General features: G+C 67.3%; 24 protein-coding genes. 16 read left to right on the top strand and 8 right to left on the bottom strand.

Annotation, left to right across the window (positions count from 1 at the left end):
* Positions 1-10 precede the first annotated feature (10 nt).
* Positions 11-2,332: a DUF1631 domain-containing protein gene (locus GOC52_RS03495; protein WP_049453825.1), complete on the bottom strand. Its 2,322-nt coding sequence runs from the start codon at positions 2,330-2,332 to the stop codon at positions 11-13.
* Positions 2,333-2,663: 331 nt separating this feature from the next.
* Here GOC52_RS03495 and GOC52_RS03490 point away from each other — a divergent pair, with 331 nt between their 5' ends.
* The 4 genes from GOC52_RS03490 to GOC52_RS03475 are packed head-to-tail and all read left to right on the top strand — an operon-like array spanning position 2,664 to position 5,518.
* On the top strand, positions 2,664-3,245 hold the full coding sequence (locus GOC52_RS03490; protein WP_010481787.1) for a nitroreductase family protein: 582 nt from the start codon (positions 2,664-2,666) through the stop codon (positions 3,243-3,245).
* Positions 3,242-4,177, top strand: a complete 936-nt coding sequence (locus GOC52_RS03485; protein ID WP_019338109.1) for a 5'-3' exonuclease — start codon at positions 3,242-3,244, stop codon at positions 4,175-4,177. Before GOC52_RS03490 ends, GOC52_RS03485 begins: the two co-directional genes overlap by 4 nt.
* The gene (locus tag GOC52_RS03480) at positions 4,174-4,728 is read left to right on the top strand and encodes an NUDIX hydrolase (protein WP_010481791.1); all 555 of its coding nucleotides are present in this window, start codon (positions 4,174-4,176) and stop codon (positions 4,726-4,728) included. Before GOC52_RS03485 ends, GOC52_RS03480 begins: the two co-directional genes overlap by 4 nt.
* Positions 4,721-5,518, top strand: coding sequence for an N-formylglutamate amidohydrolase (locus GOC52_RS03475; protein ID WP_043398128.1), 798 nt, complete (start codon positions 4,721-4,723; stop codon positions 5,516-5,518). Before GOC52_RS03480 ends, GOC52_RS03475 begins: the two co-directional genes overlap by 8 nt.
* Before the next feature lie 96 nt (positions 5,519-5,614).
* On the opposite strand, the gene GOC52_RS20685 is transcribed toward GOC52_RS03475, so the two are convergent.
* The 3 genes from GOC52_RS20685 to GOC52_RS03465 are packed head-to-tail and all read right to left on the bottom strand — an operon-like array spanning position 5,615 to position 7,701.
* The gene (locus tag GOC52_RS20685) at positions 5,615-5,806 is read right to left on the bottom strand and encodes a hypothetical protein (RefSeq protein ID WP_238794420.1); all 192 of its coding nucleotides are present in this window, start codon (positions 5,804-5,806) and stop codon (positions 5,615-5,617) included.
* Positions 5,807-5,845: 39 nt separating this feature from the next.
* Positions 5,846-6,286, bottom strand: a complete 441-nt coding sequence (locus GOC52_RS03470; RefSeq protein ID WP_235303985.1) for a DUF7716 domain-containing protein — start codon at positions 6,284-6,286, stop codon at positions 5,846-5,848.
* Positions 6,283-7,701 (bottom strand): MFS transporter, encoded by a 1,419-nt coding sequence (locus GOC52_RS03465; protein ID WP_191850683.1) that lies wholly within the window; start codon positions 7,699-7,701, stop codon positions 6,283-6,285. Before GOC52_RS03465 ends, GOC52_RS03470 begins: the two co-directional genes overlap by 4 nt.
* Before the next feature lie 106 nt (positions 7,702-7,807).
* Here GOC52_RS03465 and GOC52_RS03460 point away from each other — a divergent pair, with 106 nt between their 5' ends.
* Positions 7,808-8,692 (top strand): LysR family transcriptional regulator, encoded by an 885-nt coding sequence (locus GOC52_RS03460; protein WP_019337039.1) that lies wholly within the window; start codon positions 7,808-7,810, stop codon positions 8,690-8,692.
* 71 nt (positions 8,693-8,763) lie between these two features.
* Here GOC52_RS03460 and pip read toward each other — a convergent pair whose 3' ends face one another.
* Both pip and prmC read right to left on the bottom strand, forming a co-directional pair.
* Positions 8,764-9,705 carry a prolyl aminopeptidase gene (gene pip, locus GOC52_RS03455; protein ID WP_021203202.1) on the bottom strand — a complete coding sequence of 314 codons (942 nt, stop codon included), beginning with the start codon at positions 9,703-9,705 and terminating at the stop codon, positions 8,764-8,766.
* A 48-nt stretch (positions 9,706-9,753) separates the two neighbouring features.
* Positions 9,754-10,611 carry a peptide chain release factor N(5)-glutamine methyltransferase gene (gene prmC, locus GOC52_RS03450; RefSeq protein WP_191850681.1) on the bottom strand — a complete coding sequence of 286 codons (858 nt, stop codon included), beginning with the start codon at positions 10,609-10,611 and terminating at the stop codon, positions 9,754-9,756.
* Positions 10,612-10,965: 354 nt separating this feature from the next.
* Here prmC and ahpC point away from each other — a divergent pair, with 354 nt between their 5' ends.
* From ahpC to GOC52_RS03425, 5 genes are all read left to right on the top strand, one after another.
* On the top strand, positions 10,966-11,529 hold the full coding sequence (ahpC, locus tag GOC52_RS03445) for an alkyl hydroperoxide reductase subunit C (protein WP_005408159.1): 564 nt from the start codon (positions 10,966-10,968) through the stop codon (positions 11,527-11,529).
* A gap of 225 nt (positions 11,530-11,754) precedes the next feature.
* Positions 11,755-13,347 (top strand): alkyl hydroperoxide reductase subunit F, encoded by a 1,593-nt coding sequence (ahpF, locus tag GOC52_RS03440; RefSeq protein WP_043398119.1) that lies wholly within the window; start codon positions 11,755-11,757, stop codon positions 13,345-13,347.
* Positions 13,348-13,432: 85 nt separating this feature from the next.
* Positions 13,433-14,395, top strand: coding sequence for a LysR substrate-binding domain-containing protein (locus GOC52_RS03435; RefSeq protein ID WP_043398116.1), 963 nt, complete (start codon positions 13,433-13,435; stop codon positions 14,393-14,395).
* A 123-nt stretch (positions 14,396-14,518) separates the two neighbouring features.
* Positions 14,519-14,923: a nucleoside diphosphate kinase regulator gene (rnk, locus tag GOC52_RS03430; RefSeq protein WP_005408156.1), complete on the top strand. Its 405-nt coding sequence runs from the start codon at positions 14,519-14,521 to the stop codon at positions 14,921-14,923.
* Between the two features lie 50 nt (positions 14,924-14,973).
* Complete coding sequence (locus GOC52_RS03425; RefSeq protein ID WP_043398112.1) at positions 14,974-15,930, top strand: transaldolase; 957 nt, start codon at positions 14,974-14,976, stop codon at positions 15,928-15,930.
* Between the two features lie 529 nt (positions 15,931-16,459).
* Here GOC52_RS03425 and msrA read toward each other — a convergent pair.
* Together msrA and GOC52_RS03415 are read right to left on the bottom strand one after the other, a co-directional pair.
* On the bottom strand, positions 16,460-17,125 hold the full coding sequence (gene msrA, locus GOC52_RS03420) for a peptide-methionine (S)-S-oxide reductase MsrA (protein WP_043398134.1): 666 nt from the start codon (positions 17,123-17,125) through the stop codon (positions 16,460-16,462).
* A 30-nt stretch (positions 17,126-17,155) separates the two neighbouring features.
* Entirely contained in the window at positions 17,156-17,419 is a 264-nt protein-coding gene (locus tag GOC52_RS03415) for a putative signal transducing protein (RefSeq protein ID WP_010481810.1), read from the bottom strand.
* Between the two features lie 153 nt (positions 17,420-17,572).
* On the opposite strand from GOC52_RS03415, the gene GOC52_RS03410 reads away from it, so the two are divergent.
* The 6 genes from GOC52_RS03410 to GOC52_RS03385 all read left to right on the top strand — a co-directional run bounded on the left by GOC52_RS03410 (position 17,573) and on the right by GOC52_RS03385 (position 22,946).
* A complete protein-coding gene (locus GOC52_RS03410) occupies positions 17,573-19,321 on the top strand; it encodes a glutamine--tRNA ligase/YqeY domain fusion protein (protein ID WP_019337032.1) in 1,749 nt (582 codons plus the stop codon).
* A gap of 43 nt (positions 19,322-19,364) precedes the next feature.
* Positions 19,365-20,018: a membrane protein gene (locus tag GOC52_RS03405; protein WP_019661131.1), complete on the top strand. Its 654-nt coding sequence runs from the start codon at positions 19,365-19,367 to the stop codon at positions 20,016-20,018.
* Between the two features lie 51 nt (positions 20,019-20,069).
* Positions 20,070-20,792 carry a DUF6348 family protein gene (locus tag GOC52_RS03400; RefSeq protein WP_019661130.1) on the top strand — a complete coding sequence of 241 codons (723 nt, stop codon included), beginning with the start codon at positions 20,070-20,072 and terminating at the stop codon, positions 20,790-20,792.
* 97 nt (positions 20,793-20,889) lie between these two features.
* A complete protein-coding gene (locus tag GOC52_RS03395) occupies positions 20,890-21,450 on the top strand; it encodes a nucleoside deaminase (RefSeq protein WP_019661129.1) in 561 nt (186 codons plus the stop codon).
* Positions 21,434-22,501 carry a 23S rRNA (cytidine(2498)-2'-O)-methyltransferase RlmM gene (gene rlmM / locus GOC52_RS03390; RefSeq protein ID WP_019661128.1) on the top strand — a complete coding sequence of 356 codons (1,068 nt, stop codon included), beginning with the start codon at positions 21,434-21,436 and terminating at the stop codon, positions 22,499-22,501. Before GOC52_RS03395 ends, rlmM begins: the two co-directional genes overlap by 17 nt.
* Before the next feature lie 49 nt (positions 22,502-22,550).
* Positions 22,551-22,946, top strand: a complete 396-nt coding sequence (locus GOC52_RS03385) for an EF-hand domain-containing protein (protein WP_019337027.1) — start codon at positions 22,551-22,553, stop codon at positions 22,944-22,946.
* Positions 22,947-23,020 lie beyond the last annotated feature (74 nt).

Here is a 23,020-nt window from a genome sequence, read left to right as displayed (position 1 = left end):
CAGCCACAGCTCAGTGCAGGGTGGCGCTGCCCGGGTCCAGCCGATCGATCACACCCTGCATCGCGCTGTCGAAGGCGCCATCGTCGACGTGGGCGCGCAGCCGGCCCAGCCGCACCATCACCGCCAGTTCCTCCGGCGAGGCCACGCAGAAGCGCACGCCGCGGCGGTTGACGAACAGCAGGCGCGAGGAGATCGGGCTGACCCAGGACAGCTTGCCGGCCTGCACCTTGCCGTCCTTGTCGACGAAGTCCAGCCAGTTGCCGATTTCCATGCGGCGGAAGCGGTCGGCGTCGGCGTTGTCGAAGTCGTCGGCGTCGATCTGCCCGCCCAGCTCGACCGCGGGCGATTCAGCCACCGGCGGCGCCGGCAAGGCAACCTGCGGCAGTTCCGGCAGCGCGCGCTGCAGTTCCGGGCGCGATTCAGCAATGCCCTGCAGGGTGTCATGCAAGGCGTCGATGGCACCGGTGGCGGCATCGCCGTGCACGCCGACACTGGCAAATACCTTGGCCAGCACCGGCTGCCAGGCCTGCAGCCACGGCTTGCCGACGATCTGGCGGCGGGCCTCGGCCACTTCCTCCAGCAGGCCGTCAGCCAGGCTCAGTGCCTCGGCCACCGACGCGCCCTCCTCGCCCTCGCGCAGCAGCGCCAGGGTCAGGTGGTGCTGCCACGGCTGGCGCAGGAACTCGGCGATGGCCGGCGGCAGGGTGGCATCGCCGATGCGGCGGTCCAGTTCGGCACCGGCACGGCTGCGGGCCATTTCCAGCTTTTCCTGGCCGCGCTGCGTTTCGGCGGCGCGACGCTCGGCGATTTCCACGCGGCGGCGATGCTGCACGAGGAACTCGCGGAATTCTTCTTCCAGGGTCAGGAAGATCGCCAGGTTCTCGTTGAACTCGGCCACCAGCCGTTCGATGATCTCCTCGACCTTGGCCATCAGCATGCGCTCGGCCTGGCTTTCGCCGGTATTGCCTTCGCAGGCTTCGGCCAGCGAGTTGAGCAGCTTGCGTGCCGGGTGGGTCTTCTGCACGAACATGCGGCGGTCGAGCATCGCCACCTTGACGAAGGGCACCACCAGGCGGCCGATCAACTCGCGTGAGCGGCCTTCCAGCTCGCGTTCGTCCAGCATCACGTCGAACAGCATGCCGACCAGATCAATCGCATCCTCGTCCTGCGGGTCCAGCCGGGTCTGGCCGGGATCGACGCCAAGCCGGGTGGCGCTGGACAGCACTTCACTCTTCAATCGCTGCGCCAACGATTCGCCGTCCTCGCCGATGGCCGCACGCAGCGTCGCACTGGGCGTGGCCTGCAGCAGCGACAGCACCGACATCATCTCGCGCTGGCTCAACGGGCGGTGCTGGCCAACCGCGACCTGCGCGGCCGAGGTGGCGTCCTCGCGAACATGGCGGGTCTGCTGCAGCAGCTCATGCAGGGCCTCCAGCAACATCCCCTGCTGGCCGGCATACGCCTCGCCGCTGCCGGCATCCTCGCCCCCGAGGTGCTGCTGCATGTGGCCACGGCGCTCGGACCAGCGCGCGGCGAACCGCTGCGCCCAGGCCGGCGCGGCCTGTTCATCATCGCTGAATTCGGATTCGAAGCCCGCCGCGTGGCGCGGCTCGACCAGATCGTCCGCCCCCGGCGCCATGCGCGGGTCGGGCGCGGCCGACAGCGGACGCCGCGGCGCCCCCATCTGCGACATCACGCCAGCGGCGGCAAGCTGCTCGTCCAGCTTCTCGTAGATGCGGCCCACCGGCGCGCGCAGGTCGCGTTCGCACAGCTTGATCAGCACCAGGTGCACTTCCGGCGCCAGCTCGCAGCCGGCAAAGGCCTCATGGATGGCCACACCCAGGTGCTCGGGGCTGACCGGATTGTGGTCGGCATCCAGCTCGGCGCCGCCGATCAAGCGGCCCAGGCGCCGGTCCAGCCGCGCCAGCACCGGCTTGAAGTCGCGCAGCAGCACGGTGGCGAAATTGCGCACCGCCAGCCGCGACTCCAGTACATGTTCAGCCAGCAGGCTCAGGCCATCCTCGGCCGGTCCGGACAGGGTGGCTTCGGCCGACAGCGGCTCGCCACTGGCCAGTGCATCCCAGGCCCGCTGCAGGTGGCCGGCAAAGGCGGCGGCGATGTCCTCACGGCGGCGGCGCAGCTCGCGCATCGCATCCAGGAACAGCAGCTGCGACGAGCCTGCATTGCCGGCCCGGTCGAACAGTGCATCGTCGAAACGCGCCAGTGCGGCCCCGAAAGCCTGGCACAGCGCCGGCAGGACCATGTCCCGGGCACGCTGAAGCTGGACCGGGTCACGGCCCGGCGACCCCATCGGTGTGGGCGCGCTCATCATTCGGGAAGGCTCCCCACCTTCTCTGATACGACAGACAGCATGGACATCGCGACGACCGGCACACCCCATGTACCGGTACGTCGATGGTAGGCCGGCCAGCCCGTCACGGACAGTGAAACAGTCCTCACTTCAAACCTCATGACCGGCGGCCCGGCAAGATAGATATCGTAAGCCGTGCGAGGCCCACGAGGCGAGAGGAAGCGGTCGTCCCTTTCCCGCCAGTGGCATGATGTTCATCACAGTTTGATATTCAGGGGCGAGACGCGACACAAACGGCGTCATTGACCACCCCGACTATAATCAAACACCCGTGATGACCGGTTCAGATTCCATGCCCGACCCCGCTGCCCTGCTTGCCCTGGATGCCCGCCGCTCGGTGCCCTCGCGGCAACTGGGCGAGCCCGGACCGGATCCGGCCACCCTGCAGCGCATGCTGGCCTCGGCCGTGCGCGTGCCCGACCACGGCAAGCGCGTACCGTTCCGCTTCCTGAAAATCGCCGGCGATGCACGTCACACTCTGGGCGACTTCCTGGCCGAGCGCAGCCGCCAGCGCGACCCGCATGCCGGTGAGGCGGTATTCGAAAAGGACCGCCAGCGTTTCAGCCATGCGCCGCTGGTGATCGTGGTGGTGGCCAGTCCGCGTCCGGACCCGAAAGTGCCCGAACAGGAACAGCTGATGACCGCCGGCTGCGTCTGCTTCGCCCTGCTGCAGGCCGCGCAGGCGCTGGGCTTCGGTGCGCAGTGGCTGACCGCATGGATGGCCTTCGACCCGGCCGTGCAGGCCTATCTGGGGCTGTCCGAGGGCGAAGGCATCGCCGGTTTCATCCATATCGGCACGCCGAAGGCCGCCGTCCCCGAACGCGAGCGCCCCGATCCGGCGGCCCTGCTGCGCGACTGGACGCCGCCAGCATGAGCCTGCCGGCAGCGCCGCCCTCGCTGTACCTGGTCGACGCCAGCATCTACGTGTTCCGCGCCTGGCACTCGCTGCCGGACCAGTTCCAGGACGCGCAGGGCTGGCCGACCAACGCGGTGCACGGCTTCGCCCGCTTCCTGCTGGACCTGCTCGAGCGCGAGCGCCCGCGGCACATCGCCATCGCCTTCGACGAAGCACTGGACAGTGGCTTCCGCCACCGCCTGTATCCGGCCTACAAGGCCAACCGCGACCCGGCGCCGGAGGCGCTCAAGCGCCAGTTCGTGCACTGCAAGGCGCTGTGCGCGGCGTTGGGCCTTGCAGTGCTGGCCCACCACGAATACGAGGCCGATGACCTGATCGGCAGCGCGCTGCACGTCCACCGTGGCAGCCACCGCGGGGTGATCATTTCCGCCGACAAGGACCTCTCGCAGCTGCTGCTGGATCACGACGAGCAGTGGGACTACGCACGCAACCAGCGCTGGGACGTGGCCGGGGTGAAGGCGCGGCACGGCGTGCACGCCCACCAGATTGCCGACTACCTGGCACTGTGCGGCGATGCGGTGGACAACATTCCCGGCGTCAGTGGTGTCGGCAGCAAGTCCGCCGCCGTGCTGCTGGCCCATTTCGGCAGCATGGATGCGCTGTACGAACGCCTGGACGAAGTGCCGTTCCTGCGCCTGCGCGGTGCCGCGCAGATGGCCGTGCGCCTGCGCGAACAGCGCGAGCACGCCCTGCTCTGGCGCCAGCTGACCACCATCGCGCTGGACGCACCTCTGGAAGGCAGCCAGCCCGGCCTGCTGCGCCAGGCGGCCGACCCGGAGCTGCTCGGTGGCCTGTGCCAGGCCCTGCGCTTCGGCCCGATGACCCGCCGTCGGCTGTTCGATGCCGCCGGCGTACCCGACATTCTTCCCACCCACAGCGAGCCCGCATGAGCCAGCGCAACACCGAAGCCCCGCGTGTCGTCTATGAAGGCAAGTACCAGCGCATGCTGGTGCGCGGCACCTGGGAGTACAGCGAACGCACCCACGCCGGTGGCCTGGCCGCGATCATCATCGCCGTCACGCCGGAGGACAAGGTGCTGTTCGTCGAGCAGTTCCGCGTACCGCTGCAGGCCCCCACCATCGAGATGCCAGCCGGCCTGGTCGGCGACATCCACGCCGGCGAATCGATCGAAGTCTCGGCGGTGCGCGAGCTGGAAGAAGAAACCGGCTGGACCGCCGATCACGCCGAAGTGCTGATGATCGGCCCGACTTCTTCCGGCGCCAGCAGCGAGAAGATCGCCTTCGTGCGCGCCACCGGCCTGCGCCGGATCGGCGAAGGCGGCGGCGATGACAGCGAGGACATCACCGTGCACGAGATTCCGCGCAGTGAGGCTGCGGCCTGGCTGGTACAGAAGATGGGCGAAGGCTACGAGCTGGATGCCAAGCTCTGGGCCGGGCTGTGGATGATCGAGCACCACCTGGACGGACGCCCGCGTGGCTGACGCCGACCTGCATGCGCTGCCGGCGCTGCTGGGCGCCGACGACCCGGCGATCTACACCCTCCACCGGCCGCAGGGCGCCTCACCGTACCTGCTGCTGGCCGACCACGCCGGCCAGCAGGTGCCGCGAGCATTGGAAGGCCTTGGCCTGGCGCAGGCCGAGCTGGACCGCCATATCGGCTGGGACATCGGCATTGCCGGCACCACCCGCGCACTGGCCGAACGGCTGGACGCCTGGGCGATCGAACAGACCTATTCGCGCCTGCTGATCGACTGCAACCGTCCGCTGGCCTCGCCGACGCTGATTCCGGAAGTGAGCGACCACACCGTGGTGCCGGGCAATGCCGGGTTGTCGGCGGCGCAGCGGCAGCAGCGTATCGATGCGATCCATGCGCCCTACCATGCGCGCATCGACGCCGAGCTTGATGCACGCCGTGATGCCGGCCGCCCCACGCTGCTGGTGATGATGCACAGCTTCACTCCGGCGATGAACGGCATGCAGCGGCCGTGGCATGCCGGCGTGCTGTACCACCAGGACACGCGTTTTGCCCATGCGCTGCTGCAGGCACTGCGCGACGAGGGCGACCTGGTGGTGGGTGACAATGAGCCGTATTCGGTCAGCAGTACCAGTGACTATGCGGTGCCGGTGCATGGCGAAGGCCGTGGCCTGGTGCACGTGGAGCTGGAGATCCGCCAGGACCTGATTGCCGACGTGGCCGGGCAGCAGGCGTGGGCGGAGCGGCTGGCGCGGATCTTCAGCGCATTGCAGCCGCAGTTGCTGGCGTTTGGTTGAACGTCATCCACCCGACCGAAGCTCGGTAGCGCCGGGCCACGCCCGGCGAGCCGCATCGCGGCGGCGCAACGGAATGCCGCCGGGCATGGCCCGGCGCTACCGCAGCGTAGGCGCGTCCATCCACGGGAGCGGTTTGAAACCCTGAACCTGCAGCGTTGCGCCGATGACATCGAAGTCATCCTTGATCGCCTGCGCGCGGCGACGATCCAGCGCTTCACCCAGCACCAGCGGCAACGCGCGGCAGCACGCCAACGCCTCGCCCACCGGAATCTCCAGCAGGCGCGCCACGCACTGGGCTGCGGCTTTGATCTGCCCCTGCGGGCACGCTCACAGCGTCAGATCGAAGGACGCGAAGATGCCTGTGCCCACACCCGCCGCGCGCGCAGCCACCTGTTCCGCAGCTTCCGCTTCGCCCAGGGCCTCGTCGATACCCTCGACCTGCTGGAACGCGTCGTACTCGGCGTAGTACGCCAGCGCCTGTGCGTAGTCCTGCAGCGACGACAGCGGGCGTTGCCGCTTCTGCACATCCAGCACGTCGGCAAACGTCGCCGGTTCCAGATACGGGAACAGCCCCATCGCTGCCGAAGCGGCCGATCGCTCGCCATCGTCATCCAGCGCTTCATCACTGGATGACGGCAACCACAGCCGTGCCGCCAGCAGGTCCTCGTCGCTGGCCATCACCCAGCCGAAGGCGTTCCACACCTCATCATCATCGTTGCAGGCGGCGAAGGCATGCAGGGTCTGTCGCAGGTCCAGCAGTTCGATCATGCGTCGGTGCTCAGGCAGGCGGTCGCTGCCGAGTCTACCGGCGCCGGGCGCAGACCCAGCGCGATCACCACGCCGAGCGCGGCGAACAGCGCGGCGCCGTACTGTGCATTGACCATGCCCTGCAGGGCATCGGGACTGGTTGCTGCCTGCGTGCCGCGCGCGGCGTTGGCGATCATCACCAGTACCGCCAATCCCAAGGCGCCGCCGATCTGCTGGGCGGTGGCCGCCATGCCGGACGCGACACCTTGCTGCGGTCCCGGCACCCCCTGCCCGGCCACGATCCACATCGCCGTCCAGCTCATGCCCTGGCCGATGCTGAGCACCACGATGCCCGGCAGCAGCGGCCAGTAGCCGGCGCCATGCGGCATTGCCAGCGCCACCGCGGCGATGCCGATGGCACCGGCGGCGAAGCCCCGGGCCAGCACCTGCCGTGGCGAACGGCGCCGCAGCATGCGTTCGGCAATACGGATGCCGAAGGTGCACACCAGCGTCGGCAGCAGGAACGCCATGCCAGCCTGCAGCGGGCTCCAGCCATAGCCATCCTGGAAGTACAGCGCCAGGAAGTAGTACTGCACGCCGTAGCTGCTCATGAAGGCAAAGGTCAGGCCCAGTGCCGCGCGCAGGCCGGGCAGGCGCAGCAGCGAAAACTGCATCAGCGGATCACGGCTGCGCTTCTCGATCCGCACGAACACGGTCAGCAGTACCGCTGAAAGCAGCAGGCAGATGAGCGTGGCCGGCGCCGTCCAGCCCCACTCCGGCCCTTGCACCAGGGTGGTAACCAGCAGGCTGCCGCCGGCGGTGACGGTGAGGCAGCCGGCCAGGTCGAACGAGCGCCCCTGCACTCGGGGACCATCGGCCGGCAGCCACGCACCGGCGGCGACGGCGCAGGCGGTGGCCAACGGCACGATCACCGCCAGCACCGCCGGCCAGCCGAATGCCTGGGTCAATACGCCACCCAGAAGCGTGCCCAGCGCCAGGCCGACAGCGCTGGCCATGCTCCAGATCGCCAGCGCGCGGTTGCGCACCGGACCTTCGGCGTACAGCGTGTTGATCAATGCCAGCGTAGCCGGGAACAGCAGCGCCGCACCGACGCCCTGTGCGGCACGCGCGATGATCAGCAGGGTCGCATTCGGCGCCAGCGCACCAAGCAGCGAGGCCAGTGCGAACAGCAGCATGCCCAGCCGGTAGAAACGGCGGCGGCCGATCAGGTCGGCGGCGCGGCCACCCAGCAGCAGGCTGCCGCCGAACGCGACGGTGTAGGCACTGACTACCCATTGCAACTGCTGCGCGTTGATCTGCAACGCGCGGCCCATGTCGTGCAGGGCGACGAAGATGATGGTGGCGTCCAGGGCGATGATCAGCTGCGCGGTGGCCAGCAGGGTCAGCGCCCAGCGCGGGTATTTGAGGGGAGGCATCGGCGGGTTGGAGCGGTGGGGGGAGCGCAGTCTCATTGATGCGGACAACTCAATAAACCCCCTGCCGCCCATATCTGTCATGATTTTCAGCATGAATGCAGCCTCGATGGACCTCAATGCGGTGCGCATGCTGGTGCAGGTCGCCGAAGCACGCAGCTTCACGGTGGCCGCCGGCCAGCTCGGCCTGAGCCAGTCCGGCCTGTCCCGCGCGATCGGCCGGCTGGAGGCCACGCTGGGGGTGAAGCTGCTGCAGCGGAATACCCGCAACGTGGCGCTGACCCCGGATGGCCGCCAGTTCGTGGAACAGGTGGCCCCCCTGCTGGCCGGCCTGGACGATGCCGAGCGGCAACTGGCCGACCGCCCGTGCACGCCCTCGGGCACGTTGAAGATCAGTGCGCCGTCGATGTTCGGGCGCAAGGTGCTGGTGCCGATGCTGGCGCCGTTGCTGCAACAGCATCCGCAGCTGCAGGTGGAAGCCGTGCTCAGCGACCGCCTGGTCGATCTGGTTGAAGAAGGTTTCGACGCCGCGCTGCGCACCGGCGTCATCGCCGACCAGCGCATCGTCGCGCGGCCCTTGCGGCCGCTGCGCTGGGTGACAGTGGCCAGCCCCGCCTATCTGGCCCGCTGTGGCGCACCGGGCGATGTAGCCTCGCTGCAGGATCACGCCTGCCTGGCGGTGCGCAACCTGCGCAGTGGCCGGCTGGTGGACTGGCAGTTTCTGCAGGACGGGCAACTGCGTGAGGTCACACCACCGACGCGGATGGTGTTCGACAGCGGCGATCCGCTGGTGGAAGCGGCCATCGCCGGTATCGGCATCGTGCAGGTGATGGATTTCGCGGTGGCCGATGCGTTGGCCGACGGCCGCCTGCAGCGCGTGCTGCAGCCCTTCGAGGGCCGCAGCCGCGAACTGTCGTTGATCTACCCGCCGTCGCGCCAGCATTCGCCGAAGCTTCAGGTGCTGGCCGACGCGTTGCTGGCGGGGGACTGGTAGCGCCGGCCGCTGGCCGGCGTCTGCGCGATCCAACCCTTTCCCGGTTGCCGGCCAGCGGCCGGCACTACCGATCAGGCAAAGCTATCGGTGGCGCGTACCAGCGCATCCACGTTCTCGGCTTCGAACGCCGAATGACCCGAGGCCGGGGTGATTTCCAGCTTCGCCTTCGGCCATACCTTGGTCAGGTCCCAGGCGTTGGCCAGCGGGCAGACCACGTCGTAGCGGCCGTGCACGATCACGCCCGGAATATCGGCGATGCGGTGTGCGTCGCGCAGCAGCTGGTCTTCCACCTCGAAGAAGCCGCCGTTGACGAAGTAGTGGTTCTCGATGCGGGCAAACGCCAGCGCGAAATGCGGGTCTTCGTGGCTGTTGATGAAGTCATCATCGACATGCAGGAAGCTGGTCGCGCCTTCCCACACCGCCCACGCCTTGGCCGCTTCCAGGCGGGTGGTTTCGTCGTCGCTGGTCAGGCGGCGGTGGAAGGCCGAGATCAGGTCATGACGTTCCACCGGCGGAATCGGCTTGAGGTAATGCTCCCACGCATCCGGGAACAGACGGTTGGCGCCTTCCTGGTAGAACCACTCCAGTTCCCAGCGACGCAGCATGAAGATGCCGCGCAGGACCAGTTCGGTCACGCGCTGCGGATGGGTCTCGGCATAAGCCAGGGCCAGGGTCGAACCCCAGCTGCCACCGAACACCTGCCAGCGATCGACCTTGAGGTGTTCGCGCAGCTTCTCGATATCGGCAACGAGGTCCCAGGTGGTGTTGTCCACCAGATCCGCGTGCGGGGTGGAACGGCCGGCACCGCGCTGGTCGAACAGGATGATGCGGTACTTGGACGGGTCGTGGAACTGGCGCATCTTGTCGCTGCAGCCGCCGCCCGGGCCACCGTGCAGCATCACCACCGGCTTGCCGTCCGGGTTGCCGCACTGTTCGAAGTACAGGGTGTGGCGATCGTCGACCTTCAGGGTGCCGACGTCGTAGGGGGTGATGGCGGGGTACAGCGTACGCATGCGTGCAGCTCCAGGGTGATGCCCTGCCGAGGCAGGAGAACCTCCATTCTAGGCCGGACGCCGGCCCAGGGTGATGCGGTCGCGCTGCTCCAGGTCCTGCACGGTCTGCACCTCGACAAAACCCGCCGCGTCGAACAGCGCGCGGATCGCCTCGCCCTGGTCCCAACCGTGCTCGATCAGCAGGCAACCATCAGGCAGCAGGTGGGCCTGGCCACCGTCGACGATGCGGCGGATGTCATCCAGGCCATCCGGACCCGAGGCCAGCGCGGTGGCCGGTTCGAAGCGCAGTTCACCCTGTTCCAGGTGCGGGTCGTCGCTGGCGATGTACGGTGGGTTGCTGGCAATCAGGTCGAAACGCGCGCCCTGCAGCGGCGCATACCAGTCGTGCCCGCCCTCGGCGAAGCGCACGTTGCGCAGTTCATGGCGCGCGGCGTTGCGCTTGGCCACGGCCAGCGCGCCCAGGCTGGCATCGGTGGCCAGCACCTGCGCCTGCGGCCGCTCGCTGGCCAGCGCCAAGGCGATCGCACCGCTGCCGGTGCCGAGGTCGGCCACCTGCAAGTCGCGATTGGCCGGCAGGCGCTCGAGCGCCAGTTCCACCAGCAGCTCGGTTTCCGGGCGCGGAATCAGCGTGGCCGGGTCGACCTCCAGGTCCAGCGTCCAGAAACCGCGGCGGCCGGTCAGGTAGGCCACCGGCTCACCGGCCACGCGGCGGGCCAGCAGTGCTTCGAAGGTGGCCTGTTCGGCAGCGGCCAGCGGATCGGTGGCATGGGCGAACAGCCAGCTACGCGGGCGCTCCAGTACGTGCAGCAGCAGCAGTTCGGCCTCGTGGCGGGCGTCGATGCCGCCCAGGCGGGCGCTGGCCTCGGCCACGATCTGGCGCAGGGTGGGTTCGGTTTGGGAAGACATGCCTCAATTGTAGAGCCGAGCCCATGCTCGGCTACTTCTGGAACAGCCGAGCGTAGGCTCGGCTCTACAGGTCCACCGTCGAGCATGGCTCGACGCTACAAAAAGCTGGAATCCGTTCAGGTTTCGCCAGAGGACATAAGGAGGGGCTATCAGCCCTCTCCACACATCCCGGGCGATTTTCCTTGTCACACAAGCAGTTGCAGGATGGGAGCGGCATGGTTCAGTGCTGGCTCATGGCACTTTGATAGACTCCATCTATCAAATAGATGCAATCAATGGATTGTTCTTATCGCGAGCGAATCGGTAACCTAGCTCCTGTCGATTCACCCACTCCCCTTCACCAGAGGAAAAACGATGTCCCTGATCAACACCCAGATCCAGCCGTTCGAAGCCAACGCTTACCACAATGGCGAGTTCATCAAGGTTTCCGACGCCAGCCTGAAGGGCCAGTGGTCCGTCCTGATCTTCATGCCGGCCGCCTTCACCTTCAACTGCCCGACCGAGATCGAGGACGCGGCTGACCATTACGCCGAGTTCAAGAAGGCCGGCGCCGAGGTCTACATCGTCACCACCGATACCCACTTCTCGCACAAGGTGTGGCACGAAACCTCGCCGGCCGTCGGCAAGGCCCAGTTCCCGCTGGTCGGCGACCCGACCCACCAGCTCACCAATGCCTTCGGCGTGCACATTCCGGAAGAAGGCCTGGCCCTGCGCGGCACCTTCATCATCAACCCGGAAGGCGTGATCAAGACCCTGGAGATCCACTCCAACGAGATCGCCCGTGACGTCTCCGAGACCCTGCGCAAGCTGAAGGCTGCCCAGTTCACCGCCGCCAACCCGAACCAGGTCTGCCCGGCCAAGTGGAAGGAAGGCGAGAAGACCCTGACCCCGTCGCTGGACCTGGTCGGCAAGATCTAACGCAGTACCGGCCTGCCGTGGCTCCACGCCACGGCGCGCCTTTCATCCCCGTGCCGGTCCCCCCGCCGGCGTGGGGGTGAACCCAAGACAGCCAACGCGCGCCAGCCTTGGCCAGCCAGCCCCTTCCACGGTCGCTGTCTTGGGTTCACCCCTACCCCCTGCTGGTCCGCTACCTTCTACAGCGGTGCCACGCCCCCTGTTTGCCTGAAGCCAGGAGATGACCCGATGTTGGACGCCAACCTGCAGTCGCAGCTGAAGACCTATCTGGAGCGCGTGACCCGCCCGATCCAGATCACCGCGCACGCCGACGACGGCGCCAAGTCGCAGGAAATGCTGGAACTGCTGCAGACCCTGGAAAGCCTGTCGGACAAGATCTCGCTGCAGGTGCTGCGTGACGGCCAGGGCCGAGTGCCCTCGTTCGACCTGGGCACGCCGGGCCAGGATATCCACCTGACCTTCGCCGGCCTGCCGATGGGCCACGAGTTCACCTCGCTGGTGCTGGCCCTGCTGCAGGTGGGCGGCCACCCGTCCAAGGCCACCGCCGAGCTGATCGAGCAGGTGCAGAACCTGGAAGGCGAGTACCGGTTCGAAACCTACTTCTCGCTGTCCTGCCAGAACTGCCCGGACGTGGTGCAGGCGCTGAACCTGGCGGCGGTGCTCAACCCGCGCATCCAGCACGTGGCCATCGACGGTGCCCTGTTCCAGGACGAAGTCGAGAAGCGCGAGATCATGTCGGTGCCGACCGTTTACCTCAACGGTGAAGTGTTCGACCAGGGCCGCATGACCCTCGAGCAGATCGTGGCCAAGCTGGACACCAACGCCAGCAAGCGCGATGCCGAGAAGATCGCCGCCAAGGACGCCTTCGACGTGCTGGTGGTGGGCGGTGGCCCGGCTGGTGCGGCAGCAGCGATCTACGCCGCACGCAAGGGCATCCGCACCGGCATCGCCGCCGAGCGTTTCGGTGGCCAGGTGCTGGACACCATGGCGATCGAGAACTTCATTTCGGTGAAGGAGACCGAAGGCCCGAAGCTGGCCACGGCGCTGGAACAGCACGTGCGCGAGTACGAGGTGGACATCATGAACCTGCAGCGCGCCAGCGCGCTGGTGCCGGCCGGTGAAGACGGCCTGGTGCAGGTGCAGCTGGAGAACGGCGCGGTGCTGAAGTCGCGTTCGGTGATCCTGTCCACCGGCGCACGCTGGCGGCAGATGAACGTGCCGGGCGAGGACCAGTACCGCAACAAGGGCGTGGCCTACTGCCCGCATTGCGATGGCCCGCTGTTCAAGGGCAAGCGCGTGGCGGTGATCGGCGGCGGCAACTCCGGCGTGGAAGCGGCCATCGACCTGGCCGGCATCGTGTCGCATGTGACCCTGCTGGAATTCGATTCCAGCCTGCGCGCCGATGAAGTACTGCAGAAGAAGCTGCGCAGCCTGGCCAACGTCACCGTGCTGACCAGCGCGCAGACCACCGAGGTGCTGGGCGACGGCAGCCGTGTCACCGGCCTGGTCTACAAGGACCGCGTCGGCGGCGACGCCCACCGCGTCGAGCTGGAAGGCATCTTCGTGCAGATCGGCCTGCTGCCCAACACCGAGTGGCTGAAGGACACCGTGGCGCTGTCGCCGCGTGGCGAGGTCGTCATCGACGACCGCGGCCAGACCAACCTGCCGGGTGTGTTCGCCGCCGGCGATTGCACGACGGTACCCTACAAGCAGATCATCATCGCCATGGGCGCCGGTTCGACCGCCGCACTGAGCGCGTTCGACCACCTGATCCGCTCGTCGGTGAGCAGCAGCAGCGGTGCCGTTGCTGAAGCTGCCTGATCCACCGTTCCCAGATCACCGGGAACATTGTCTGCCTGTCGGGTAACCACGCCGTCAGCCGGTCCGTTACCCCTGGGGTGTAAGGATGAACCTACGTGATCTGAAGTACCTGGTAGCCCTGGCCGACCACAAGCATTTCGGCCGGGCTGCCGCCTCCTGCTTCGTCAGCCAGCCAACGCTGTCCACGCAGATCCGCAAGCTGGAAGAAGAGCTGGGCCTGCCGCTGGTGGAACGCGCACCGCGCAAGGTGATGCTGACCCCGGCCGGCCAGGAGGCTGCCGCGCGGGCGCGGGTGATCGTGTCCGAAGTGGAACAGCTGAAGGAAGCGGCGCGACGCAGCCGCGACCCGGAAGCCGGTACGGTGCGCCTGGGGATCTTCCCGACCCTGGGCCCGTACCTGCTGCCGCATGTGATCCCGCGCATCCGCGAGCGCTTCCCCGAACTGGAACTACTGCTGGTCGAAGAAAAGAGCGACGTGCTGCTGGACCGCCTGCGCGAGGGCAAGCTGGACGCCGCACTGCTGGCGCTGCCGGTGATCGACGACCAGCTGCACGCCGAGTTCCTGTTCGAAGAACCGTTCCTGCTGGCTGTTTCCGGGCGCCACCCGCTGGCCCGCCGCGAGCACCTGGACGTGCAGGAACTGGCCACGCAGAAGCTGCTGCTGCTGGAAGACGGGCATTGCCTGCGCGACCAGGCGCTGGAAGTCTGCCGCCTGTTCGGCGCCAACGAGAAGTCCGAGTTCCGCGCCACCAGCCTGGAGACGCTGCGGCAGATGGTCGCCGCCGACGTCGGCATCACCCTGCTGCCGAGCCTGTCGGTGCAACCGCCGGTCCCGCGCTCGAACAACATCCGCCTGCTCGATTTCACCGGCGAGGGCCGTCCCAGCCGCCGCATCGCCATGATCTGGCGCCGCAGCTCGGCCATGAACGACTTCCTGATGGAGCTGGCCGACCAGTTCAAGCGCCTGCCGCAGGCGCTGTTCACCCTGGAGGCGGTCAACACCGCCGGCGACACTGCCGCCCTGCCCGGCCCCGCGCTGAACGGCTGAGCCCCCGCAGTACCGGCCTGGAATCGGCAGGAGTCGATTCCGGCCGCATTTGTCCCCACAATACAGACAGGCGGCGCCAGCAGGTGCCGCCTTTTGCATGGCTTTCAACCAAGGAGCTTCACCATGAGTACCGCCAGCGGCCTGCCGCCGTCGATCACCGTTTCCACCTTCGACATGGACCGCCTGGACGCCATGCTCGAATCCCCTGCGCTGAGCCAGACGCCTGCCGCGCTCGCGCTTGCTGAAGAACTCAACCGTGCCACCGTGCTGGCACCGGACCAGATTCCCGAAGGCATCGTCATGATGCATTCGCGCGTGGAGTGCGAAGATGAAGTCTCGGGCGAGAAGCACGTCCTGACCCTGGTCTTCCCCCGCGAAGCCAACGTCGATGAAGGAAAGGTTTCCGTGCTGGCCCCGGTCGGCAGTGCCCTGCTCGGCCTTTCGATCGGCCAGAGCATCGACTGGAACGCGCCCGGCGGCCGCAAGCTGCGCCTGCGCGTGACCGCGGTCCACAACGACCGCCCCTGATTACCGCTGCGCACCGCGCGCGATTCGATCCCCCTGCACCAGGAGCCGTAATGAGTACCCCGTCCAAACTGTCCCAGCTGCGCGAACTGTCCGTGGTCGTTGCCGATACCGGTGACTACGACGCCATCAAGCGCCTGCAGCCGGTGGACTGCACCACCAACCCGACCCTGGTGAAGAAGGCGCTGGACCTGCCGGTCTACGCCGAGCTGATCGAACGCGAACTGGCCTGGGGCCGCCAGCAGAGTGGCGACCGCGAAGCCGTGGTGCATGCCGTGGCCGACCGCCTGACCATCGGCGTCGGCGCGCTGCTGAGCACGCTGGTGCCGGGCCGCGTGTCCACCGAAGTGGATGCCGACCAGGCTTACGACACCGCCGCCACCGTGGCCAAGGCCCGCCAGTTCATCCAGATGTACGCGGATGCAGGCGTGCCGCGCGAGAAGATCCTGATCAAGATCGCCGCGACCTGGGAAGGCGTGGAAGCCGCGCGCATCCTGCAGGCCGAGGGTATCGACTGCAACCTGACCCTGATCTTCAACCCGACCCAGGCGCTGGCCTGCAGCGAAGCCGGCGCGTTCCTGATCTCGCCGTTCGTCGGCCGCATCCTCGATTGGTACGTGGCCAACGGCCAGACCCCGGCCAGCATCGACGAAGACCCGGGCGTGAAGTTCGTGCGTGGCGTGTATGCCGAATTCAAGCGTCGCGGTTCGTCGACGGTGGTGATGGGTGCCTCGTTCCGTTCGACCGCGCAGATCGAAGCACTGGCCGGCTGCGACCGCCTGACGATTTCGCCGGACCTGCTGGAGAAGCTGGACGCCGACCACGGCGAGCTGCCGCGCAAGCTGGTGGCCGGTGCCGCCGACGGCGTGGCGGTGACCCCGATCGATACAGCGAAGTTCGCGGCGGATCTGGCGGCCGATCCGATGGCGACCGAGAAGCTGGCAACCGGTATCGAGGCGTTTGCCAAGGATCTGGAAGCACTGCGCGAGCGGATCCGCGAGGCACTGTGAGGGTTCCGGCCAACGGCTGAGCCCCTCGTGGCGGGTCGCGCAAGGCAGATCGTGGGATTGGCAGGGCGGGTGGGCCATGCAGGGGACGCTGCAAGTACGTCCATGTAAGCTCGGTCGCCGCATCCATGCGGCTCACGCCCCTGCACGACCCACCCGCCCTGCCTTCGACAGTTTCCTGCGGCGGTCCGCCACGGAAGAAAGAAAAGAAGAGCAAAAGCGGGTCGCGCGCTTCGCGTGCTCACAAACAAAAAGGACGCGGCGAAGGCCGCGTCCTTTTTGTTTTCCATTAGTTCGTCAGTAACCCAATGCTGTTGCCCACCGTCACCGGGAAACTGTCGAAGGCGGGACGGGTGCAGATGGCGGGACCGTCCACGGCATGGATGCCGTGGCCGAGCCCCCAGGGATGGGTTCACGGCGTGTCCCGCCATCTGTACCCGTCCCGCCAAACCCACAGCAACCCAGAGCCGCTTTGGCTTTGGCTTTGGCCGTTGCTTTCAGCTTCTGCCCGCCGCAGGCGGACCACCGCGCGTCAGCGCGGCACCTCCACATCCAACCCGATCGGGCAGCTCACGCCGGTGCCGCCGATACCGCAGTAACCGTTCGGGTTCTTCGCCAGGTACTGCTGGTGGTAATCCTCGGCGTAGTAATACTCAGGCGCCGGATACACGATCTCCGTGGTGATCGGGCCGTAACCGGCGGCGTCCAGCTGCGCCTGGTAGGCCTCGCGGCTGGCCAGCGCTGCCTTGTACTGCGCCTCGTCGGTGGCGTGGATCGCCGAGCGGTACTGGGTGCCGGTGTCGTTGCCCTGGCGCATGCCCTGGGTCGGGTCGTGGCTCTCCCAGAACAGCTGAAGCAGCCGCTCCAGGCTCACCACCGCCGGGTCGAACACCACCTGCACCACTTCGGTGTGGCCGGTCAGGCCCGAGCAGACCTCTTCATAGGTCGGGTTCGGGGTAATGCCGCCGGCATAGCCGACCGAGGTGCTGTACACGCCCGGTTCGGTCCAGAACTTGCGCTCGGCGCCCCAGAAGCAGCCCAGCGCGAAACGGATCTGCTGCAGGCCGGCGAAACGGTCCTTCAGCGGATGGCTGTTCACGAAGTGCTGGTTGCTGTGCAGCGGCAGCGGTTGGTCACGCCCCGGCAGTGCTTCTTCCGGGCGCGGCAGGCGCTGCTTGAAGGCGCCGATGCCGAGGATGCCCTGGCCAATTCCCAACATGATGCGCTCCTACGCCGGAAGTCCGGCTATGTCGTCTGCATCTGAGATGGGGGCGTCCGGCGCGTGGCCCAAGTCCAGCGCCGCCACGATGTCCTCGGCCTGCGGCCGCGCCGCGTCGGGGATGCCCACCCGCAGCACGCCGAACAGCGGCAGCTCGCCCATGCCACCCAGCAGCGACTCGCCGAACACGAAGGCCGGGATGCCGGCATCTTCCAGCGCGTGCTTGACCAGGTGGGCGTCGAACAGGTTGTCGGCCTTGTACACGATGTGCATGCGGCGGCTCCATGGGACATGGGTCCAGCATACGCCCGGGGGCTGAATGGTGGTGGTGACGGCGCGTGACCATTCCGCCGGCCAGCCCTACCGGGCAGCCCTGCCCCGTACGCGCTAGACTGTTGGTCTTTCTGCCTTTCTTTTCGCCGACTCATGTCCGAGCACACCCCCGCCAGCCCCGAGACCCCCGCCGACAGCCACGAAAAGCGCGATTTCATCCGCCAGATCGTGCGCGAGGACCTGGCCAGCGGAAAGCACCAGGCGATCAAGACCCGCTTCCCGCCGGAGCCGAACGGCTACCTGCACATCGGCCACGCCAAGTCGATCTGCCTGAACTTCGGCATCGCCGGTGAATTCAGCGGCGTCTGCAACCTGCGTTTCGACGACACCAACCCGGCCAAGGAAGATCCGGAATACGTGGCCGCGATCCAGGACGACGTGCGCTGGCTGGGCTTCAGCTGGAACGAGCTGCGCCACGCCTCGGACTACTTCCAGACTTATTACCTGGCCGCCGAGAAGCTGATCGAACAGGGCAAGGCCTATGTCTGCGACCTGTCGGCCGAGGAAGTGCGCGCTTACCGCGGCACCCTGACCGAGCCGGGCCGCCCGTCGCCGTGGCGCGACCGCAGCGTCGAGGAAAACCTCGACCTGTTCCGCCGCATGCGGGCCGGTGAATTCCCGGATGGCGCGCGTACCCTGCGCGCCAAGATCGACATGGCCAGCGGCAACATCAACCTGCGCGATCCGGCGCTGTACCGCATCAAGCACGTCGAGCACCAGAACACCGGCAACGCGTGGCCGATCTACCCGATGTACGACTTTGCCCATGCACTGGGCGATTCGATCGAGGGCATCACCCACTCGCTGTGCACGCTGGAATTCGAAGACCACCGCCCGCTGTACGACTGGTGCGTGGACAACGTCGATTTCGCCCATGACGATGCGCTGACCCAACCGCTGGTCGACGCCGGCCTGCCGCGCGAAGCAGCCAAGCCGCGCCAGATCGAGTTCTCGCGCCTGAACATCAACTACACGGTGATGAGCAAGCGCAAGCTGATGGCGCTGGTCACCGAACAGCTGGTGGATGGCTGGGAAGACCCGCGCATGCCGACCCTGCAGGGCCTGCGTCGCCGTGGCTATACCCCTGCGGCGATGCGCCTGTTCGCCGAACGCGTGGGCATCAGCAAGCAGAACTCGCTGATCGACTTCAGCGTGCTGGAAGGCGCGCTACGCGAAGACCTGGACAGTGCCGCGCCGCGCCGCATGGCGGTGATCGATCCGGTCAAGCTGGTGCTGACCAACCTGCCGGAAGGCCACGAAGAACAGCTGACCTTCAGCAACCACCCGAAGGACGAGAGCTTCGGCAGCCGCGAAGTACCGTTCGCACGCGAAGTGTGGATCGACCGCGAGGACTTCGCCGAAGTACCGCCGAAGGGCTGGAAGCGCCTGGTCCCGGGTGGCGAAGTGCGCCTGCGCGGCGCCGGCATCATCCGCTGCGATGAAGTGATAAAGGATGCCGACGGCACCATCACCGAGCTGCGCGGCTGGCTGGATCCGGAATCGCGTCCGGGCATGGAAGGCGCCAACCGCAAGGTCAAGGGCACCATCCATTGGGTCAGCGCCGTGCACGGTGTGCCGGCCGAGATCCGCCTGTATGACCGCCTGTTCTCGGTGGCCAATCCGGACGACGAATCGGAAGGCAAGACCTACCGCGACTACCTCAACCCGGAATCGCGCCGCACCGTCACCGGCTATGTCGAGCCGGCCGCGGCCAGCGCCGCACCGGAGCAGTCGTTCCAGTTCGAACGTACCGGCTACTTCGTCGCCGACCGCCGCGACCACACCGAAGCCAAGCCGGTGTTCAACCGCAGCGTGACCCTGCGCGATACCTGGTCGGCCTGAGGACCTGCGCGGGCGCCAGCATGGCGCCCGCACGCCATCGACAATGATCACCGCCCTCTCCGTCCTGTTCTGGTTCATCTCGCAGCATCCGCTGCTGACGTTCTTTGCAGCGATGGTGCTGGCCGGACTGGTCTCGTGGTGGCGGCGCTTTCCGGGCTACGCCATCGTGGTGTTCCCGCTGGCGATGCTCAACATGTTCCTCGGCCACTTCCTCAACGCCACCTTCCTCAACGTGGTGGGCGAGCGTGGTGAAGCGGTGATCGTCAAGGCCGAGCGAACCAGTTCCACGCTCAACGAACAGTACATCTGGCGCTACGAAGGGGTGCTGCATACCGCCGAGGGCCGCGACGTGGACGTGGTGTTCTACACCAACACCGCTTCGCTGTGGCCGCTGGAAAACGCCATCCGCATCCCGGCGCGCGACCAGCCGTTCGTGGTCAAGTACACGCCGGGCTTCCCACGCAACTTCGTCATCCTCACCAACGAATCCCCGCATGGCATCGCCCAGGCCCGTGCCAGTGCGCGCGAGCGCGTGGAGGTAGCGGCGCGCAAGCTGCACTTCAGCCCGGGCAATGCCGAGTTCCGCGCGGACTATCGCCGCGAACTGGAAAGCTGGCTGCGCGACCACGGCAACGACCCGCAGCAGCAGCCCGACGCGCAGCGATATCGCGCCGAGCTCGACGCGCTCGACCATTAGATTTTCCAGGCCCTGCCTGGATGTTCCACCCCATCCACCGACAGGCCTGACATGACCACGACCTCCGCTGCCCTCCTCCCGCTGCTGCAGCAGGTCCTTCAGGACGCCGGCACCGCCAGCCGCGTCGACGGCAACGCGCTGCTGCTGGACAGCGGCCTGCGCCTGACCCCGCATGCAATGGCCGCACACGCGCGCGACAACGGTGGTTGGCAGACCTCCACCGTCATTGAAAGCCAGCATCCGCAGTTGTTCGCCGATGGCCTGTTCGAGTACCAGCACGCAAATGGTGCCGATGAGCAGGCATCGCTGTTGTCCGGCTTCCAGGCCTGGGCCCGGGTGGACCTGGTGACCCTGCAGACCGCGATCGGCGCCCAAGACGCGCAGGGCCTGCCGATGATGGGCCTGACCTATCCGGCCGGCGCTGACGGCCAGGAACTCGAACGCACCGTGGTGCTCGGTCCACTGGCGCATTACCGCGAGCATGAGATGGACACCGGCCCCCGCAGCGAAGACGATCATGGCTCCTGCCCCTGCTGCCTGTTCACGCGCAGCATCGATGCATTCGATGCGCTGCTGAAGACGCGTTCTTTCCTGGCCATCCGCCTGTTCGCCTCGCGCGATGACGATGGCCTGTGCGAGGCCGATTGCCGGGTCAACGGCCACGACTTCGCCGCCGCCCTGCCCCTGCTGCGCGCCTACGCGGCCAGCTGGCCGCAGGCAGGGCTGGAATTCCGCAAGCAGTACGTGGTGGTCCGCACCGGCTCGCCAGGCTGACCCACGCCCACACCCGATACAGGCCGGTGCGGCTACACTGCGCGCCGGTTCCCCAAGCAACCGCACTTTTTTCCATCCCACACGAGGCACCCCCGCGATGCTGTACGCGCAAGTCCACCTGACCCTTCCCGCCTGGATCCACGACCAGATCGACCTGGATCGTCGATATCCGGGCGACGAGGCCAAGGTCGCGCTGGCGATCGAGCTGTCGCGGCTGAACGTCGAGCACGCCAGTGGCGGCCCGTTCGGTGCGGTGGTGTTCGGCCCGGACGACAAGGTCATCGCCGCTGGCGTGAACCGGGTGATGCCGCACGCGACTTCGCTGGCGCACGCCGAGAACATGGCCTACATGCTGGCCCAGCAGCGCCTGCAGACCCCGCGCCTGAACGCGGTGCTGTCGCCGGTCACCCTGGCCACCAGTTCGCAGCCATGCTGCCAGTGCTATGGCGCTACCGTGTGGGCCGGCATCGACCGCCTGCTGATCGGTGCCAGTGCGGCCGACGTCGAGGAACTGACCCCGTTCGATGAAGGCCCGCTGCCGGCCGACTGGGTCGGCGAGCTCAACAAGCGTGGCATCGAAGTGGTGCAGGGCTTGGACCGCGACGCCGCGCGCAGCGTGCTGCGAACCTATGGGGAAAGCGATGGCGCCCGTTACTGAGACCGGCATCGGCCTGCTGTGCCTGTGCCGGCAGGGCTTTGAACCCGAGCTGGCCGGCGAGCTGCAGTTCCGCGCCGGTGAAGCCGGTTTCGCTGGCTATGCGCGCACCCAGCGCAATGACGGCTATGTGCTTTTCATGTGCGACGACGCTGCAGCACTGGCGCCACGCCTGCGCTGGCGAGAACTGATCTTCGCGCGGCAGAAGCTGGTCGTGCTGGCCGAGCTGCCGCAGCTGGACCCGAGCGATCGCATCACCCCGATGCTGGAGGTGCTGGCCGATGCGCCGCGCTTCGGCGACCTGTGGGTGGAGCACCCCGATTCGGACGCTGGCAAGCCGCTGTCCGGGCTGGCGCGAGCCTTCGGCAATGCACTGCGCCCGGCGCTGCGCAAGGCCGGCAAGCTCACTGATAAGCCAAACAACCGCCTGCCGCGCCTGCACGTGGTGTTCGTCGACGGCACCCATGCCTTCGTCTGCGTGGCCGACCCGGCCGACAGCGCGCCGTGGGCACTGGGCATCCCGCGCCTGAAGCTGCTGCCCGAGGCGCCTTCGCGTTCGGCACTGAAGCTGGACGAAGCACTGCTGACCCTGCTGACGCCGGAAGAACGCGAAGCACTGGCCAAGCCCGGCATGCGTGCGGCCGACCTGGGCGCCGCCCCCGGCGGCTGGACCTGGGTACTGACCCGCCAGCACATGCACGTGCTGAGCATCGACAACGGCCCGCTGCGCCAGCACGTGCTGGACACCGGTCTGGTCGAGCACCTGCGCGCCGATGGTTTCCACTGGCACCCCGAACAGCCGCTGGACTGGATGGTCTGCGACATGGTCGAGCAGCCGCGCCGCGTGGCCGAACGCATGGCCACCTGGTTCCGCGAAGGCTGGTGCAGGCACGCCATCTTCAATCTGAAGCTGCCGATGAAGAAGCGCTGGGACGAAACCCGCCTATGCCTGGACCTGTTCCAGGACCAGGCCGGCAAGCCGCTGGTGGTACGCGCCAAGCAGCTGTATCACGATCGGGAAGAAATCACGGTGCTGGCCTCGCCGCTGCGCTGAACCCATTGCATCCGCCGGGCATGGCCCGGCGCTACCGGGGAAGGGAACCATGCGCTACCACTCGCTCACCCTGCTGATCACTTTGCTGTCAGCCGCACCGGCCATGGCCCAGCACCTGCCGCACACCCCGGCGCAGAGCCAGCCGCTGGGCCCCACCGGCGGCGCGATCCGCCAGCAGCCACTGGATGCCGGTCGGGTCAGCGGCAGCGTCGAGATTGCACAGCCGGCCGGCGAGGCACAGGTGACGGTGCGTTCGCTGGAGCCCAGCAGCGTGGTTGGCCAGTACCGCATCCACTTCGCCGCGCTGGATGTGAACGGCGATGGTTTCATCAGCCGCGAGGAAGCGCAGGCAAATCCGGCACTGGCCGATGAGTTCAATGCATTGGACGTGAAGCGTCGCGGCAAGCTGGATCGTGCAGACCTGGCCGGTTGGCTGGTCGACTGAAAAAAGGGACGGAGGGGATCAAGTCGTTTGTGGCACAAACGACTTGATCCCCTCCGTCCCCTTTTTTTGTTCAC

The sequence above is a fragment of the Stenotrophomonas sp. SXG-1 genome, assembly GCF_014083965.1.
Lineage (GTDB): Bacteria > Pseudomonadota > Gammaproteobacteria > Xanthomonadales > Xanthomonadaceae > Stenotrophomonas > Stenotrophomonas geniculata.
The sequence above is the reverse complement of the archived record's forward strand: the minus strand, read 5'-3'. Positions and strand labels throughout refer to the sequence as shown.

Bases quoted from the DNA above. Each gene is read 5' to 3' on its own strand.
- GOC52_RS03495 (WP_049453825.1), bottom strand. From the start codon at position 2,332: ATGATGAGCGCGCCCACACCGATGGGGTCGCCGGGCCGTGACCCGGTC.
- GOC52_RS03385 (WP_019337027.1), top strand. From the start codon at position 22,551: ATGCGCTACCACTCGCTCACCCTGCTGATCACTTTGCTGTCAGCCGCA.
- GOC52_RS03395 (WP_019661129.1), top strand. From the start codon at position 20,890: ATGCTGTACGCGCAAGTCCACCTGACCCTTCCCGCCTGGATCCACGAC.
- rnk (WP_005408156.1), top strand. From the start codon at position 14,519: ATGAGTACCGCCAGCGGCCTGCCGCCGTCGATCACCGTTTCCACCTTC.
- GOC52_RS03480 (WP_010481791.1), top strand. From the start codon at position 4,174: ATGAGCCAGCGCAACACCGAAGCCCCGCGTGTCGTCTATGAAGGCAAG.
- GOC52_RS03470 (WP_235303985.1), bottom strand. From the start codon at position 6,286: ATGATCGAACTGCTGGACCTGCGACAGACCCTGCATGCCTTCGCCGCC.
- GOC52_RS03465 (WP_191850683.1), bottom strand. From the start codon at position 7,701: ATGCCTCCCCTCAAATACCCGCGCTGGGCGCTGACCCTGCTGGCCACC.
- GOC52_RS03485 (WP_019338109.1), top strand. From the start codon at position 3,242: ATGAGCCTGCCGGCAGCGCCGCCCTCGCTGTACCTGGTCGACGCCAGC.
- GOC52_RS03425 (WP_043398112.1), top strand. From the start codon at position 14,974: ATGAGTACCCCGTCCAAACTGTCCCAGCTGCGCGAACTGTCCGTGGTC.
- ahpF (WP_043398119.1), top strand. From the start codon at position 11,755: ATGTTGGACGCCAACCTGCAGTCGCAGCTGAAGACCTATCTGGAGCGC.
- prmC (WP_191850681.1), bottom strand. From the start codon at position 10,611: ATGTCTTCCCAAACCGAACCCACCCTGCGCCAGATCGTGGCCGAGGCC.
- GOC52_RS03435 (WP_043398116.1), top strand. From the start codon at position 13,433: ATGAACCTACGTGATCTGAAGTACCTGGTAGCCCTGGCCGACCACAAG.
- pip (WP_021203202.1), bottom strand. From the start codon at position 9,705: ATGCGTACGCTGTACCCCGCCATCACCCCCTACGACGTCGGCACCCTG.
- ahpC (WP_005408159.1), top strand. From the start codon at position 10,966: ATGTCCCTGATCAACACCCAGATCCAGCCGTTCGAAGCCAACGCTTAC.
- GOC52_RS03415 (WP_010481810.1), bottom strand. From the start codon at position 17,419: ATGCACATCGTGTACAAGGCCGACAACCTGTTCGACGCCCACCTGGTC.
- GOC52_RS03400 (WP_019661130.1), top strand. From the start codon at position 20,070: ATGACCACGACCTCCGCTGCCCTCCTCCCGCTGCTGCAGCAGGTCCTT.
- GOC52_RS03460 (WP_019337039.1), top strand. From the start codon at position 7,808: ATGGACCTCAATGCGGTGCGCATGCTGGTGCAGGTCGCCGAAGCACGC.
- GOC52_RS03405 (WP_019661131.1), top strand. From the start codon at position 19,365: ATGATCACCGCCCTCTCCGTCCTGTTCTGGTTCATCTCGCAGCATCCG.
- rlmM (WP_019661128.1), top strand. From the start codon at position 21,434: ATGGCGCCCGTTACTGAGACCGGCATCGGCCTGCTGTGCCTGTGCCGG.
- GOC52_RS03490 (WP_010481787.1), top strand. From the start codon at position 2,664: ATGCCCGACCCCGCTGCCCTGCTTGCCCTGGATGCCCGCCGCTCGGTG.
- GOC52_RS03410 (WP_019337032.1), top strand. From the start codon at position 17,573: ATGTCCGAGCACACCCCCGCCAGCCCCGAGACCCCCGCCGACAGCCAC.